Origin of the sequence: Bacillus sp. NEAU-242-2, from assembly GCF_027853835.1 — a bacterium.
In the GTDB taxonomy this organism is placed as follows: domain Bacteria; phylum Bacillota; class Bacilli; order Bacillales; family Bacillaceae; genus Bacillus; species Bacillus velezensis.
In genome coordinates, this window is the sequence record NZ_JAPNNY010000004.1 from 79,967 (window position 1) to 94,006 (window position 14,040).

Below are 14,040 nucleotides of genomic sequence, written 5' to 3' on the forward strand. Positions count from 1 at the left end.
AAACAGATTATATTATATCACGGGAAGCTTCCGGCGGGCATATACTATGTTGTCCGTTAAGAAAGGGTGAGATGCCGTGTTTGATTGGAACAGATATTTTCCCTTCCAAAATCAGTTCTCTAAAGAAACGTTTAAAAATGCTGATCCGAAAGATGTCGAGACATATGTCAACCGAGTGATGGAAAGCGTATTCGGCGCCGGTTATGCCGGACAGTTCCCTTTTCGCGACCCGATGTCCAAAAAGACCGATCCGGTCGAAGCGGAACCGCCCAAGCCGGAAATTGACCTGTTTGAAACATCCGATCATGTTTTTGCGAAAATTCCCGCCGAACAAGAGGAACTCGACCGTATCAGGATTAAGCATACGTCACACAGCCTCGTTGTAGAGAACAGCAGCCTGGGAGAAGGAAAAAAAGAAATCATACTTCCGAGCCTCGTCAAACGGAAAGGAACAAAAGCAGTCTATAAAGACGGGATGATTGAAGTTATGTTTTCAAAACAGGAAGACTACAATCTATCGGAAGTGGAGATTTTAAGATAAAAAAACGGCCCGCGCGATGCAGGCCGTTTTTTCTTTAATAAAATGGCGGATAACCGCCGGCTCCCGGCCCGAAACCGCCGTATGGGACGCCTCCGTATCCGTAACCGGCGAACCCGTACGGAAAGCGGGGTCTTGTAAAACCTGTGGCAATCACGCCTCCGAGAAGACCGCCTAAAAATCCGCCGAATAAAGGAGCGCCGAACAAAAAAGGACTTCTCGCCGGAAATCCGGCAGGACCGAAATTCCCGCGATACAATGCATGACGAGGGTACATGTTTTTCCTCCTTTATGTCTGCCTATTCTTAAGCGTATTCATAAAATGAGGAAATTGATTGGGCGGTTGTAACAACTTGTGCCTCTCTCTGATATTGCTGTTATACTTTTTTTACAAGTTGCGACATTATAAAACTGTCAGGGGGAATAAAATATGCCATTACTTCGTTTTGACGTTATTGAAGGCCGGGATGACGCAGCATTAAAAAAATTACTGGATACCGCCCATTACGCCATGGTTAAAGCTTTTGACGTCCCAGTAACGGACCGTTATCAGATCGTTCACCAGCATCGGCCTCATGAGCTTATCATTGAAGATACCGGGCTCGGTTTCAAAAGAAGCAAAGATCTTGTCATCATCAGCATTGTCAGCAAAGCGCGCACCGAACATCAGAAAGAAACGTTATATCAACTGATGGCTGATCAGCTTAAAACAGAATGCGGCATATCACCCGAGGACGTCATGATTTCCATTACAGAAAACGGGAACGCCGATTGGAGCTTCGGGCTCGGTGAGGCTCAGTTTTTAACCGGGAAACTGTAAAAGGCCTCCCCGCTTGTTCTGAATGATTGCAAACTGAATAAAAGAGGGATGTATGTTGGTTAGTGAGTTGTATCCTTGTTTGATATGCGGATTTAAAGGATTAGAGACAAATCCCGTTTATAACGGCGAATATCAAAAAACATTTGATATCTGCCCTTGCTGCGGGTTTGAATTCGGCTACAGTGAGGACCATGACGTAAGCTTAGGGTTTATTGTAACGCCTGATCATTTAATTGAAGCGGCATTTCAGTTATACCGGAAACAGTGGATTGAGGGAGGAATGGAACTATTTTCTCCAAACGATGTTCCGGCGGAATGTAAAAATGATCATTTCCTTACATTCGATGCTTTATTAAAGCAATTAAAAGGCTTGAACCTCAATCTGAACAATTTTGATATTAATGGTTTTTATGACGATTAAACATTATCATTAAGAAAAGGCTGCCTTGGGCAGCCTTTATTATTCATCACATGTGTCGTTCGCAGATCCCCCGGGCTCGCAAAAACTGTCTGCCCATTTTTGCATTTCCTGAAAAACGGCTTGCAGGGCCATGCCTTTATCAGTCAGTTTATAAATGACTTTGACAGGTGTTTCAGGCAGCACCTGACGCTCGACGATTTCATTTTGTTCCAGCTCTTTGAGCCGCTCCGCGAGCATTTTTTGGCTGATTGTCGGTATCGTTTCGGTCATATCTTTAAATCGTTTCGGCCCGTCCATCAGTACATGGATAATGAGGCCGTTCCAGCGCTTTCCCAAAAGAGAAAAAGCGGATTCCATTTTAGGACACATTGTATATCCCACGTGAGTTCATCCCTTCATCTATGAATTGACAAGTTTTTTGTGATCCATTAAAATTAGTTTTCGAGTTACATTTAGTAAGCTTCTAACTTTTCTATTATGATAACACGTTTATCCGAAGGAGGAAACATGATGACATCCGTATTAGACGTTTTAAAGGAACGCGCATCTGTTAAAGAATACGATAAAGACGCGGTCATTACAAAAGAGGAATTGACAGAACTCCTTGAAATCACAACGCAAGCGCCTTCCGCCTGGAACCTTCAGCATTGGCATTTTCAAGTCTTTCACAGTGATGAAGCAAAAGCTGCCCTGCTTCCGGTTGCTTTTAATCAAAAACAGATTATTGATTCATCAGCAGTTATTGCCGTATTAGGCGACTTAAAAGCAAATGAAAATGGTGAAGAAGTTTATGCTGAACTGGCTGAGCAAGGCAATATCACAGAAGAGATTAAACAAACGCTTTTAGGCCAGATTAACGGTGCATACCAAAATGATCAGTTTGCCCGCGATTCAGCATTTTTAAACGCTTCTTTAGCAGCGATGCAGCTGATGCTTGCCGCTAAAGCAAAAGGCTACGACACTTGCGCGATCGGCGGATTCAATAAAGAGCAATTCGTTAAGGAATTCGACGTGAGCGAGCGTTTCGTGCCCGTCATGCTGATTTCAATCGGTAAAGCCGTTAAGCCGGCGCATAAAAGCAACCGGCTGCCTGTATCTAAAGTGTCAACTTGGCTGTAAGATGAAAGAAACCCTTAGTCCGCTTAAGCGGACTAAGGGTTTTTTATAGGAATCGCTCACTGTACCAGGCTCGTGCCTGCTCGGCTTCCTGCTGTGTGAGCTGATGACCGCCCTCCTGCCATTCAAGAGCAACGGATGCATGAGCATCTTTCAGATACTGATAAAGCTCCTCCGATTCTTCTTTTGTACATAGGGGATCGCGTTTTCCCGCACCGATAAACACAGGCAGCCCTTCCATATCAGGCAGCTTCACTCCGCGTATCGGCACCATCGGATGATGCAGAACCGCTCCTTTCAGTACATCTTTATAATGAAACAAAAGACTTGCTGCAATATTGGCGCCGTTTGAATAGCCGGCAGCAATCACGTTTTCTCTGCTGAACCCGTACATTTGCGCCGCTTCATCAATGAAATTCTTTAATTCTTCCGTCCGTTCAATTAAATCTTTCTCGTCAAATACGCCTTCTTTCAGCCGCTTAAAAAAACGGGGCATGCCGTTTTCTGACACTGATCCTCTGACCCCTAGCAGACTTGCGTTCGGATCGATAAAACGTCCGAGCGACAGAAGATCATGTTCATTTCCTCCCGTTCCGTGCAAAAGCAGCAGAACATTTTCTGACGTTCCCTGTTCAAACACATGTTTCATCATCATTCTCCTTTCTCCATTTTGGGCAGAACAGCTGTAATCTGACTGCGATGCTCTTCCAGCCATTCCGGAAGCTTCAGCTCTGTTCCGAGATTTTCAAAGGATTCATCCGTCATAAAGCCCGGTTCATCGGTTGCCATTTCAAATAAAATGCCGCCGCTTTCTCTGAAATAGATTGAAGTAAAGTAAGACCTGTCAAGAATGTCAGATGAAGCAAGATGAGAATCAGCAAGAATGTCCTTCCACTCCGCCTGCTCTTTTTCGCTCGTGCGGAAAGCGACATGATGAACTGTCCCGTAACCGCCGGTACCTGCTTCTTTCGGCGCAAGGTCAACATCTATAATATGTCCGATCCGTGCCTCCGATTGCAGCCTGACAATCTGATTTTCTTCTCCTGTCTTTGAATAACCGAAGCGTTCTATGAGAAATTGAATGGTTGCTTCAGGACGGTACGAGTACAGAAGAACACCTCTCATGCCTGTGATCGCTTCTTTTTCAGTAATGCCCGAAGGAGTCCATTCACTCTGTCCGCTTCTTTCATCTTCCATTATGGCAAGCGGCAGGTCTTCTGTATCATTAAAGAGAAGGACTTGTTCAGACAGCATGATCTGTTCTTTTACAGACAAGCCGTTTTCTTCAAGCCGGCGCTTCCAAAACGCGAGTGCTCCTTTCGGCACGGAAAAATAAATTCTTCCGGCCTGCCCTTTTCCCACGGTTCCCGGGCGGCTTCCCTGAAAAGGAAAAAATGTAATGATCGTGCCCGGCTCTCCGTTTTGGTTGCCGAAATAAAAGTGATAAGTGGCCGGGTCGTCAAAATTAACGGTTTTTTTAACAAGCCGCAAACCCAGCACTTCAGTATAAAACCGAAGATTTTCAGCAGGATCTTTTGCAAATGCGGTAACATGGTGCAATCCTTGTGTATTCAATGTATTCACTCCTAAATATCTTGAGTTCGAGATATTAACTATTCTAATTTAATATGAATGAAGATGCAACTAAAGTGTTTCAGTTAAAAAAGTAATAGAATTCTTTTTTTTCTGAAAAATATCTTGTGATCTTATCTGACACCTGCTATGATAAGGAGCATTATCAAGTTTCAGGAGGAAAGTAAATGGTCAGAAAAGCACTAATTTTCGTTCTCATCTTAATCCCTTTCAGCCAGCTGGCCCTGCTGTCAGTCGCTAATCGGGTTCATCCGATCATTATCGGGCTGCCTTTTTTTCATTTCTGGCTGCTTTTATGGATCGCAGTCACTCCATTATGTTCGTTTCTTATTTATAGGCTGCAGAAGAAACAAGGAGGACTGGACTGATGCCCGCAAATATAACAGCATTGATCATTACAGCCGTCATCGTTTTAACCGTTGTCTGTATCGGCTTTATAGCCGGAAGAGACAAATCATCACGTACTTCTGTTGAGGAATGGTCTGTCGGCGGCAGACGGTTCGGAGGGCTCCTCGTCTGGTTTTTAGTCGGCGCGGACCTCTATACGGCTTATACGTTTTTAGGCTTGACAAGCACCGCCTACACAGGGGGAAGCGTAGCTTTTTTTGCAATTCCGTATTCTGTTTTGGCGTATTTTATTGCTTATTTCTTTCTGCCGAAGCTGTGGAAAGTGGCAAAAATCCATAAATTAACGACGCTTGCCGATTACGCCCGTGAGCGTTTTGACAGTAAGCTTTTGGCCAGTCTTGTCGCCATTGTCGGCGTTCTTATGCTCATTCCTTATATTTGTCTCCAGCTGAGCGGGATTCAAGATACGCTTCAGGTGGCCGGAACGGGTGTCATTAATGTCAATATGGTCGTCATCATCTCTTTTATTCTTGTAGCGCTGTATACTTTTTTCAGCGGGATTAAAGGGCCGACGTTTACGGCGATTATTAAAGACATTCTGGTGTGGGTGATTATGCTGTTTATGGTCGTCTCACTTCCGCTGATCCATTTTCACGGCTGGACGCCGATGATTCACACTTTGGCTGAAAAAGCGCCGCAAATGCTGACGATTCCGGACTCGGGGCCGAAAGGAATTCCTTGGTTTATCACAGCTTCCATCGTATCTGCGCTGGCGCTCTTTATGTGGGCGCATGCGGCAACCGGTGTATTTACGGCAAAAAGCGCAGATGCCGTCCGCAAAAACAGCATGTTTCTGCCGCTTTATAATATTGTTTTGATTCTTGTTATCTTTCTCGGCTTTATCGCGTTTCTTGTCCTGCCGGAAGATACCAATCCGCGGCTCGCTTTATTGAAGCTGATTCAAACGTCTTACGGAGGAGTCGCGCAGGGCTTTGCTTACTCCACGATCGCCCTTGCGTCATTGATTCCCTGCTCTATCATGGCCATCGGAGCATCAAACTTATTTGCGAATAACTTATATCGGGATTTGATTCACCCGAATGTGTCACCAAGCAAGCTGACGTTGATCACCCGTTCAATGGTATTTGTCGTCATCGGGCTCGCGCTTTTATTCGGTATGCTGTTCCCGACTGCGCTCGTTACCCTTCAGCTTCTCGGTGTTTCCGGCATGGTTCAGATCTTTCCGGCTATCGCCGTCAGTCTGTTTTGGAAGAATCAAACGAAAGAAGCGACAATTATCGGTCTTCTCGTCGGTCTTCTCGTCGGTCTTCTCGTGACATTTACGGTAAATATCACCCAATCCGCCCACGGTATATATGAAGGGTTTTGGGGTTTGACCGCTAACATGGCAGCCGTTATTATCCTTAACCCGTTTTTTGTAAAAAAAGCGTCTTCAAACGCCGTCAAAGACGGTTTATTCAATAAAGCGCCCTCTGATAAACTGAACCAAAAAGGCGCTTAACAGAAAGAAGCCGGCACGTAAATGTGCCGGTTTTTTACTTTTTGTGCTGCCATTTGTAGGTGGCGACGGTTTTTGCCGGGATGACGGCTTCAAACTGCCGATTTTCTGAAACGACATGGAATTTTTGTTCTGAAGATGTCTGGTTGATTACGACTGTCACAATGGATTGATCAGGATTAAGGAACGATACATTCGAGACTGTGTTTTTGGAGCCGTAATTACTTTCTATCCGCTTTGCTCCCCGGTCGATAAATTTTGAAAAGTTGCCTGTCATATGAAAGATCGGGATATTCCAATAGCGGTCAGGGTTTTTAGCATCCTGAATAAACAGCGTCGGGTCTGGGGTGCCTATCCAATGATGCGTCTTAATTTGACTGTCGAGCATCGTCACCCACGCATTGTAGCTCGACGCGCCGTTGCGGAAATACTGTGCGATCCGATCCGCCCCTGCCGTCCCCCAGACAGACCGCTCCGTTAAGTGAATAGATTGATCAGGATATCTCTTTCCGATTTCCGACATGACAGAAAGGTCACCGTCATAATCGTGAAAAGCGATGCCGTCTGCCGCCCGGTTTCCTTTTTTATCATCTAAAATCGGCGGAATATAGTTCCACGCCCCGCTCGCATTGTGATCATAAATCCAAATTTTCGTGTCAATTATGTGTTTTTTCAATTCTTTTTTCACGGCTATCGCCAGTTTGCGCTGCTGAGACGGCGGCATGTACATGCTCGGATAGTCGATTTCCAGCAATGGTTCATTTTGAAGGGTCATCGCATAAATCGGAATTCCCTGCTTTTCGTACGCCTCAATAAATTTGCGGAAGTAAACGGCCAGTGCGCCGATATATTTATCTTTCAGCTTTCCCCGCTTGAGGTTTTCATTCGTTTTCATCCAAGCCGGCGGGCTCCACGGTGAGGCGATGATTTTCAGTTCCGGATTTATCGCCAGCGCTTCCTTGATGGTTGCTGTAATGTGTAAATCAATATCCTTTTGGATCGAGAAATGACGGAGCTTAGGATCTGTTTGGCCTTCAGGCATATCGTCATACGTATAAAATTCCTGTGCCGTAAAATCAGATGTCCCGATCGTTATGCGCATAACGTCCATGCCGATACCATCTTTGGGATCAACCAATTTTTTCAGCACTTCTTTTCTTTTTGCGGGTGTCATTTTTGATAAATTATGGATTGTGGATTCTTCCAGGGACGATCCTACGCCCAACACACTTTGATAGCGGCGCGACGGATCAATATACACGGCGGCGGAGTCAGAAGCCTTCTTTTTTGTCCATGTAAGCGGTGTTTGTTCGTCTAAGGCGTATTTCACTTCCAGCGGCCCGTCATACCACGTACGGGAAGCCGGATCTTTTTCAGAACTGAACCACACCCTTACTTTGTTTTTGTCTGAAGCCTTCCGATCAGCTGCATACACTTCGGTTTGCATGCTGCTTGATATGAAAAAGAAAAACATAAGAAAAACCAGGGTCATGTGCAGACTTTTTTCAAAAAACATGAACCACCATCCCTTTCCTTATTTTTATAAGCGATTCTAAATGAAAAGCCGGACAGTCACCTCCTTCCCGCTTAAATGAATGCGCTTTCAAAACCACTGATAAAAAGCCGGCTTCACACAACGGTGAAGCCTTCCCTTTTTACACCTTTAGGATACATATGCGCCGTTTGATTCAATCACTTTTTTATACCATTCAAATGAGTCTTTCTTAAGCCGCTTCATTGAACCGTTGCCTTCATTATCCCGATCAACATAAATCATGCCGTAGCGTTTTTTCATTTCTCCGGTTGTAAATGACACGATATCAATAATTCCCCATGGGGTATAGCCCATTACATCCACGCCATCATATGTGACTGCTTTTTCCAAAGCTTTTATATGTGACGATAAATATTCAATTCTTGAAGCGTCATGAATTGAACCGTCCTCTTCTAATGTGTCAATGGCGCCGAATCCGTTTTCCACGATAAATAATGGAATCTGGTAGCGGTCGTATAAGCGGTTTAATGTGTACCGTAAACCGGTCGGGTCAATCGCCCAGCCCCAATCACTCGCTGTAATATAAGGATTTTCCACGCCGTTTGGCAATCCTCCGTTTACGACATCCCCGGTATTATCGTTTGATACGTCACTTTTTACGGTAGTGGACATGTAATAGCTGAATCCGAGGTAGTCCACTCGGCCGTTTTTCAAAATCTCTTCATCACCGTCTTCAAAGTGTATCTGATAGCCTTCTCTTTCAAACTCTTTTAACGCATAGCTTGGATAATATCCGCGAACCTGCACGTCCGGGAAGAAAAAACGCTGTCTCATCGTTTCTTCAGCCAGCATCACATCATCGGGGTGAGATGAGTACGGGTAAATCGGGACATGTGATACCATCGCGCCGATCCTGAACTCGGGATTGATCTCTCTTCCCTTCGAAACAGCCAATGCGCTTGCCAGCAGTTCGTGATGGCCGGCCTGATACATGACTTCTTTTGCGTTTTCGTTTTCTTTAACGGCGACGCCCGAGTTCGTCCATAAAAAGATCGGATTATTCACATCCATCTTATTGTTGATTTCGTTAAACGTCATCCAATATTTCACCTTATGTTTATAACGTTCAAAACACACTTCAGCGAATTTCACAAAAAACCCGACTGTTTTTCTGTTTCTGAAACCGCCGTATTCCCTCGCCAAATGCAGCGGCATCTCAAAATGTGACAAGGTGATTACCGGTTCAATCCCATGTTTCAGCAATTCATCAAACACCCGGTCGTAAAAAGCCAATCCTTCCTCATTGGGCTCGGCTTCATCACCTTTAGGAAAAATTCTGCTCCAGCCGATGGACGTTCTTAAACATTTCAGGCCCAACTCGCTGAATAATGCGATGTCCTCTTTATAACGATGATAAAAATCGATCGCTTCATGATTCGGATAAAATTCCCGCTCTTCAATTGTATCTGTTATTTTCCGGGGCACACCATGCGCGCCTGCCGTCATGACGTCCACTACACTCGGCCCCTTGCCGCCTTTATTCCATCCCCCTTCAAATTGGTGGGCGGCCAGAGCGCCTCCCCATAAAAAATCTTTTGGCAATGTCCCCATCGTGTATATCCTCCTTTATTTGACTGCCGCTTGCATGCCGAATAAATGCACTGCAGCAGCTTCAACCATCCGCTTCACAAGTGTAGAAGAATTCCTGCCTTCATTTTCATATTATACGTTTACATTATAATTGTACCGGTATAATTTATCAATACATAAACAATTATAGTTAATTTACGAAATGGCTTTTAAAAACGATTATGCTATAATTCTGAAAGAAGCGGGACAATAAATGAATGAGGAATGTATATGTTAAAATACCAGCAAATCGCGTTAGATATTGAAAAATACATAGAAGAACATCAGCTGCAGCAAGGGGATAAACTGCCTGTTCTGCAAACCTTAATGACCCGGTTTAACGTGAGCAAAAGCACAATCACCAAGTCCTTAGATTTATTAGAAAAAAAGGGGATTGTGTTTCAAGTGAGGGGAAGCGGCATTTTTGTCAGACGGAATAAAAGACAAGGGTATATCAGCCTGCTTTCTAATCAGGGATTTAAAGAATCACTTGAAGATTTTAATGTCACTTCCAAATTATTAGCGCTGGAAGTGAGAAAACCCACGCCTGAGGCTGCCCAAAATCTGAATATGCCGCCTGACGGCGACGTGTATTATGTCAAGCGAATCCGATATATTGACGGGCTGACATTGTGTATCGAAGAGTCATTTTACAACAAATCGATTATTACGTATTTGAATAAAGAGATCGTGGCAGAATCAATATTTGATTATATTAGAGAAGGTCTCGGGTTAAAGCGCGGTTTTTCAGATTTATATCTGTACGCGGGGATGTTAAATGAGGAAGAAGCGGAGTACTTAGGTCTGTTTACAGGAGCGCCTAAGCTTTGCGTTGAAACGATTTTTCATTTAACAAACGGCCAGCCGTTTGACTTCTCAAAAGTCACCTATCACTATGAGCAATCACAGTTTTTCATTCAGGCGAACAGCCACCTTTTTGAACAGGAAACGACATAAGGCGGGCTTTTCGCAAACAAAAAACACCCCATGCGCGAGCGGCGCATCGGGTGTTTTTTACTATTTCATATTCTTATTTAATGTTTCAACGGCTTTTTTCATTTGTGTATCGTTGTCCGCAAGCTGTTTTTGCAGATCCGTCATCAATTTTACCGTTGTGTCTCCTGTTAAAATGCCTGTTTGTTTCAGTTTCTCTTTTGCTTGGAATTGTTTGACTGCTTGTTCAAATGCTTTATCATACGTGCCGTTTACATTCACGCTGTACCCCAGCGCTTTCAGCATTTTTTGCGCATTGGTGACGGTCGTTCCGGAATCCCCGTATTTGTATGTTTTTTTCGCATCTAAATACGGCAGGTTCGCATATTCAGGAAGCTTAACCTGATATTGCGGTTTGATTCCTTTTTTATGAATCCACTCTCCGTCCGCTGTCAGCCATTTTGCGATTGTCAGTTTAACGGTAGAACCGTCGCTGTAATCTTTTGCCGTCTGCACGGTTCCTTTTCCGAACGTTTTCTCGCCGATCAGCGGAATTCCGGATGATTCATGCAGCGCAGCCGACATGATTTCCGCGGCGCTCGCGGTGCCGTCATTGACGAGGACGACTGTCGGTTTTGTCACTTTGCGCTCTTTCGTCGCTTTCATGACCTCTTTCGTGCCGTCTTTGTATTCGACCTGCATGATATTTTTCCCTTTATCGATAAACATGTTGCTCATTTTGATAGCTTCATCCATCAGGCCGCCCGGGTTGCCCCTTAAATCGAGAATGTATCCTTTCGCTCCTTGTTTTTCGAGGCTGTCAATGGCTGAATTCAGCTCTTTTGCCGTCGATTCGGAGAAGGATGTGATTTGGATTTCGCCGATGTCTCCTTTTTTCATTTCAGAGTACACCGTTTCAACCGGGATGGTGTCACGTTTGATCGACAGGTTCAGATCGCCGACACCCGCTCTGTGCAGCACAAGCTTGACGTTTGTTCCCTTTTTGCCGCGGATTAATGCGACGGCTTCGTTTACATTAAGGCCTTTAACGCTTTTGCCGTTGACCTTCAAGATCTGGTCATTCGGTTTAACCCCCGCTTTTTCCGCGGGTGACCCTTTAATCGGCGATACGATCAGGATGCTGCCGTCCTTTTCTTCCACTTGTGCGCCGATGCCTTCAAACGAAGCGGAAATTGTTTCTTCAAACGACTTTCCTTCCTGAGGATCCATATAAGAAGAATACGGATCATCCAGGGAACTGATCATGCCTTTTATCGCTCCGTCCACTAATTTGCTGTCATCTGTTTTTTGATAGTAATCACTTTTAATCTGCTCATAGGCTTTATTGAATTTCTCAAATTTGCTGTTCGTCAAAGCAGCCGAGCCTTGCCCGAAAATGGTCGTATTGCCCGTGATAAACAGCGTAAGCGCCGAGGCTGCGACCGCAGTGATCAATATAATAAAAAACAGTTTAAATTGCCGCTTCAAGAAAACACCACCTTTTTATTCTTACATTATTATCATAGACGAACGCTCATTCGTCAACTTCAAACGTGAGGCGCCCTTCTTTCCCGTTTACCCAAACCTATGCTTTTCTCTCAACATATGCTGAGGAAAAAAGGAGGATTCGGCCTTTGAGCAAATATTTAGAAATGCTGTCCTTATTCGGAGTCGGAGGGGCTCACCCGGGCGGGCTCGCTTTTTCCAAAGCCGTTCTCACAAAAGCGGCTCCTCCTCCTGGCGAACCGATTCTTGACGCCGGCTGCGGAACGGGACAGACGGCCGCTTATCTCGGCCACCTGCTGTATCCCGTCACCTGTGTGGATAAGGATCCCCTTATGCTTGAAAAAGCAGCAAAACGATTTGCCGCTGAAGGCTTAACCATTCCGGGCTATTTGGCGGAGCTTGAGCGGCTTCCGTTTGCTGAAAATCAATTTTCCGCCGTTCTTTCCGAATCAGTTCTCACCTTTTCAAATCTTGATTCATCGCTGTCTGAAATCCTGCGGGTCCTTAAACCCGGGGGCATGCTGATCGGCATTGAAGCTGCTTTACAAAAGCCCATGCCGGAAAACGCCATCACACAGATAAAAGACTTCTACGGTTTTACCGTATTGCAGGATGAAACGGCATGGAAACAGAGATTGCTTCAGCAAGGATTTCAGAAAGCGGATTTCATTCCCGCTGTCTATGAAAACAATGCGCAGGAGCCGACTACAGAAATGGATTTATCGCCTGTTATTCAGCCGGTTCACTACGATACGCTGACGGCTCATTACGAGCTTATGCAGACGTACCGTGAATATATGGGACACTGCGCTTTTGTCGCTTACAAGTAAAACGGCAATTGTCCTCCTGTTTTCGTCCAACCTTTTTACCGCACTCTATCATAAGCTGACATAGAAAGATAGGTTGGATAGGAGGAGAAAAGATGCAAAACTATTATCATCTTTGCCGGCAGCACCAAGGAAAAGTAGCAAGAATTACAGAACGAAACGGCAGAGTCCACGTCGGAAGAATCGTACGGGTGACTAACAGCAAAGTGTATATCACCCCTGTCGGCGGCCGTCACAGAGGGTACGGATTCGGTTATTGGGGAGGAGGCTGGGGAGGCTGGGGAGCAGCCTACGGTATCGGCCTTGGTTTCATTACCGGATTTGCGCTTGGAGGTCTGCTCTTCTGGTAATAAAAAAAGCCCGCTTTCTATTTTTCAAGCGGGCTTCTTCTCATTACACTTTCTTTACTTCATTAAAATATTCTTCAAGCGTTAATTGATGGTCATGGATGGCTTTTGCCGCTTTTTTGCCTACATAGCGTAAATGCCATGGTTCATACTCATACTTTGTAACATTTTCTTTGCCTTTAGGATAGCGGATGATAAAGCCGTATTCATACGCATGGTCTTTCACCCATTTGCCGTCCGCCGTGTTTCCGAACGCTTCATTCAGCTCATATCCGTTGCTTTTGCTGGAGATGTCCATGGCAAGCCCCGTCTGGTGTTCGCTTTGCCCCGGATATGCGACGGCTTCTTTCGCCTTTTTTTCACCTTTCAGACTGACTTCATTATCGAAAATAACTTTCTGTCTGTCATAAGAGCGGTATCCTGAAACGGCAACCAGGTCATAACCTTCTTTTTTCCCGGCGCTGAATAGTTCCGCCAAAGCATCGGCGGCAGGTTTGCGGATATATCGTTTCTCGATCTTCTCAGTAAAAGAAAATTCGACTTTCGGGATCACGAGATCATTCGGTTTATAATCTCCCGGCAGCGTATATGTCTTATTCACGAGCGCAAGTGTATTTGTCGGGTTTTGAATGGTCTCAAGCCCGTTCACTTCTTTAATATCATTAAAATATTTGCTCTCCAATACAAAATCGCTGTTTTCTGTCTTCGTTGTTTTTTTGCTTGATGTGTCATCTGATTGTTTTGTTTCAGCTGCTGTTTTTGTGTCCTTATGGCTGTTGCCGCCTGAAATGCTGCAGCCGGTGCCCACGATTGCGGTTACGCTGAGAGCGGCAGCGAGCGAGAACCATTTAGTGGATTTCTTCATTTTACCCTTACCTTTCTTTTTTTGAATCAGGGCGATGCATAAAGAAGAGGGCTGCTTTAATCAGCATAACCCTCATCTCAAGT

Annotated in this window: 17 protein-coding genes; 9 read left to right on the plus strand and 8 right to left on the minus strand. The window is 44.9% G+C overall.

Translation table 11 applies throughout. The annotated features are described in order from the left end of the window. Positions 1–76: 76 nt before the first annotated feature. Positions 77–541 carry a hypothetical protein gene (locus tag OWN49_RS13580; protein WP_031379022.1) on the plus strand — a complete coding sequence of 155 codons (465 nt, stop codon included), beginning with the start codon at positions 77–79 and terminating at the stop codon, positions 539–541. Positions 542–575: 34 nt separating this feature from the next. Here the strand turns inward: OWN49_RS13580 and OWN49_RS13585 are convergent, their stop codons facing one another. Beyond that, the gene (locus OWN49_RS13585) at positions 576–815 is read right to left on the minus strand and encodes a hypothetical protein (protein WP_031379021.1); all 240 of its coding nucleotides are present in this window, start codon (positions 813–815) and stop codon (positions 576–578) included. A 153-nt stretch (positions 816–968) separates the two neighbouring features. Between OWN49_RS13585 and OWN49_RS13590 the strand changes: the two genes are divergently transcribed. Continuing rightward, on the plus strand, positions 969–1,358 hold the full coding sequence (locus OWN49_RS13590) for a tautomerase family protein (RefSeq protein WP_003153733.1): 390 nt from the start codon (positions 969–971) through the stop codon (positions 1,356–1,358). Positions 1,359–1,410: 52 nt separating this feature from the next. Next, positions 1,411–1,779, plus strand: a complete 369-nt coding sequence (locus OWN49_RS13595; RefSeq protein WP_077722463.1) for a hypothetical protein — start codon at positions 1,411–1,413, stop codon at positions 1,777–1,779. A gap of 39 nt (positions 1,780–1,818) precedes the next feature. Here OWN49_RS13595 and OWN49_RS13600 read toward each other — a convergent pair whose 3' ends face one another. Then, positions 1,819–2,160 carry a winged helix-turn-helix transcriptional regulator gene (locus tag OWN49_RS13600; protein WP_003153729.1) on the minus strand — a complete coding sequence of 114 codons (342 nt, stop codon included), beginning with the start codon at positions 2,158–2,160 and terminating at the stop codon, positions 1,819–1,821. A gap of 129 nt (positions 2,161–2,289) precedes the next feature. Between OWN49_RS13600 and OWN49_RS13605 the strand changes: the two genes are divergently transcribed. Then, entirely contained in the window at positions 2,290–2,898 is a 609-nt protein-coding gene (locus tag OWN49_RS13605; RefSeq protein WP_031379019.1) for a nitroreductase family protein, read from the plus strand. Between the two features lie 43 nt (positions 2,899–2,941). Here OWN49_RS13605 and OWN49_RS13610 read toward each other — a convergent pair whose 3' ends face one another. Then, the gene (locus tag OWN49_RS13610; protein WP_077722464.1) at positions 2,942–3,544 is read right to left on the minus strand and encodes an alpha/beta hydrolase; all 603 of its coding nucleotides are present in this window, start codon (positions 3,542–3,544) and stop codon (positions 2,942–2,944) included. A gap of 2 nt (positions 3,545–3,546) precedes the next feature. Further along, positions 3,547–4,470 carry a ring-cleaving dioxygenase gene (locus OWN49_RS13615; protein ID WP_176283375.1) on the minus strand — a complete coding sequence of 308 codons (924 nt, stop codon included), beginning with the start codon at positions 4,468–4,470 and terminating at the stop codon, positions 3,547–3,549. A gap of 185 nt (positions 4,471–4,655) precedes the next feature. Between OWN49_RS13615 and OWN49_RS13620 the strand changes: the two genes are divergently transcribed. Next, the gene (locus OWN49_RS13620) at positions 4,656–4,856 is read left to right on the plus strand and encodes a DUF3311 domain-containing protein (RefSeq protein ID WP_003153716.1); all 201 of its coding nucleotides are present in this window, start codon (positions 4,656–4,658) and stop codon (positions 4,854–4,856) included. After that, the gene (locus OWN49_RS13625) at positions 4,856–6,358 is read left to right on the plus strand and encodes a sodium:solute symporter family protein (protein WP_176283376.1); all 1,503 of its coding nucleotides are present in this window, start codon (positions 4,856–4,858) and stop codon (positions 6,356–6,358) included. Before OWN49_RS13620 ends, OWN49_RS13625 begins: the two co-directional genes overlap by 1 nt. Positions 6,359–6,392: 34 nt before the next feature. On the opposite strand, the gene OWN49_RS13630 is transcribed toward OWN49_RS13625, so the two are convergent. Both OWN49_RS13630 and bglA read right to left on the minus strand, forming a co-directional pair. After that, positions 6,393–7,871: a glycoside hydrolase family 30 protein gene (locus OWN49_RS13630; protein ID WP_167860216.1), complete on the minus strand. Its 1,479-nt coding sequence runs from the start codon at positions 7,869–7,871 to the stop codon at positions 6,393–6,395. Positions 7,872–8,018: 147 nt separating this feature from the next. Then, positions 8,019–9,461, minus strand: a complete 1,443-nt coding sequence (gene bglA / locus OWN49_RS13635) for a 6-phospho-beta-glucosidase BglA (protein ID WP_176283377.1) — start codon at positions 9,459–9,461, stop codon at positions 8,019–8,021. A 249-nt stretch (positions 9,462–9,710) separates the two neighbouring features. On the opposite strand from bglA, the gene OWN49_RS13640 reads away from it, so the two are divergent. Beyond that, positions 9,711–10,436, plus strand: a complete 726-nt coding sequence (locus tag OWN49_RS13640; protein ID WP_176283378.1) for a GntR family transcriptional regulator — start codon at positions 9,711–9,713, stop codon at positions 10,434–10,436. A 60-nt stretch (positions 10,437–10,496) separates the two neighbouring features. Here the strand turns inward: OWN49_RS13640 and ctpA are convergent, their stop codons facing one another. Then, complete coding sequence (gene ctpA / locus OWN49_RS13645; RefSeq protein WP_176283379.1) at positions 10,497–11,900, minus strand: carboxy-terminal processing protease CtpA; 1,404 nt, start codon at positions 11,898–11,900, stop codon at positions 10,497–10,499. A 146-nt stretch (positions 11,901–12,046) separates the two neighbouring features. Between ctpA and OWN49_RS13650 the strand changes: the two genes are divergently transcribed. Both OWN49_RS13650 and OWN49_RS13655 read left to right on the plus strand, forming a co-directional pair. After that, entirely contained in the window at positions 12,047–12,748 is a 702-nt protein-coding gene (locus OWN49_RS13650) for a class I SAM-dependent methyltransferase (RefSeq protein WP_007407947.1), read from the plus strand. A gap of 92 nt (positions 12,749–12,840) precedes the next feature. Beyond that, on the plus strand, positions 12,841–13,095 hold the full coding sequence (locus OWN49_RS13655; protein ID WP_003153704.1) for a hypothetical protein: 255 nt from the start codon (positions 12,841–12,843) through the stop codon (positions 13,093–13,095). A gap of 43 nt (positions 13,096–13,138) precedes the next feature. Here OWN49_RS13655 and OWN49_RS13660 read toward each other — a convergent pair whose 3' ends face one another. After that, entirely contained in the window at positions 13,139–13,957 is an 819-nt protein-coding gene (locus OWN49_RS13660; RefSeq protein ID WP_176283380.1) for a M15 family metallopeptidase, read from the minus strand. Positions 13,958–14,040: the final 83 nt, after the last annotated feature.

What these genes read in the sequence shown, in the direction of transcription:
- bglA (WP_176283377.1), bottom strand. Translation starts at nt 9,461, where the DNA reads ATGGGGACATTGCCAAAAGATTTTTTATGGGGAGGCGCTCTGGCCGCC.
- OWN49_RS13620 (WP_003153716.1), top strand. Translation starts at nt 4,656, where the DNA reads ATGGTCAGAAAAGCACTAATTTTCGTTCTCATCTTAATCCCTTTCAGC.
- OWN49_RS13595 (WP_077722463.1), top strand. Translation starts at nt 1,411, where the DNA reads ATGTTGGTTAGTGAGTTGTATCCTTGTTTGATATGCGGATTTAAAGGA.
- OWN49_RS13625 (WP_176283376.1), top strand. Translation starts at nt 4,856, where the DNA reads ATGCCCGCAAATATAACAGCATTGATCATTACAGCCGTCATCGTTTTA.
- OWN49_RS13605 (WP_031379019.1), top strand. Translation starts at nt 2,290, where the DNA reads ATGACATCCGTATTAGACGTTTTAAAGGAACGCGCATCTGTTAAAGAA.
- OWN49_RS13610 (WP_077722464.1), bottom strand. Translation starts at nt 3,544, where the DNA reads ATGAAACATGTGTTTGAACAGGGAACGTCAGAAAATGTTCTGCTGCTT.
- OWN49_RS13640 (WP_176283378.1), top strand. Translation starts at nt 9,711, where the DNA reads ATGTTAAAATACCAGCAAATCGCGTTAGATATTGAAAAATACATAGAA.
- OWN49_RS13590 (WP_003153733.1), top strand. Translation starts at nt 969, where the DNA reads ATGCCATTACTTCGTTTTGACGTTATTGAAGGCCGGGATGACGCAGCA.
- OWN49_RS13585 (WP_031379021.1), bottom strand. Translation starts at nt 815, where the DNA reads ATGTACCCTCGTCATGCATTGTATCGCGGGAATTTCGGTCCTGCCGGA.
- OWN49_RS13660 (WP_176283380.1), bottom strand. Translation starts at nt 13,957, where the DNA reads ATGAAGAAATCCACTAAATGGTTCTCGCTCGCTGCCGCTCTCAGCGTA.
- OWN49_RS13655 (WP_003153704.1), top strand. Translation starts at nt 12,841, where the DNA reads ATGCAAAACTATTATCATCTTTGCCGGCAGCACCAAGGAAAAGTAGCA.
- OWN49_RS13630 (WP_167860216.1), bottom strand. Translation starts at nt 7,871, where the DNA reads ATGTTTTTTGAAAAAAGTCTGCACATGACCCTGGTTTTTCTTATGTTT.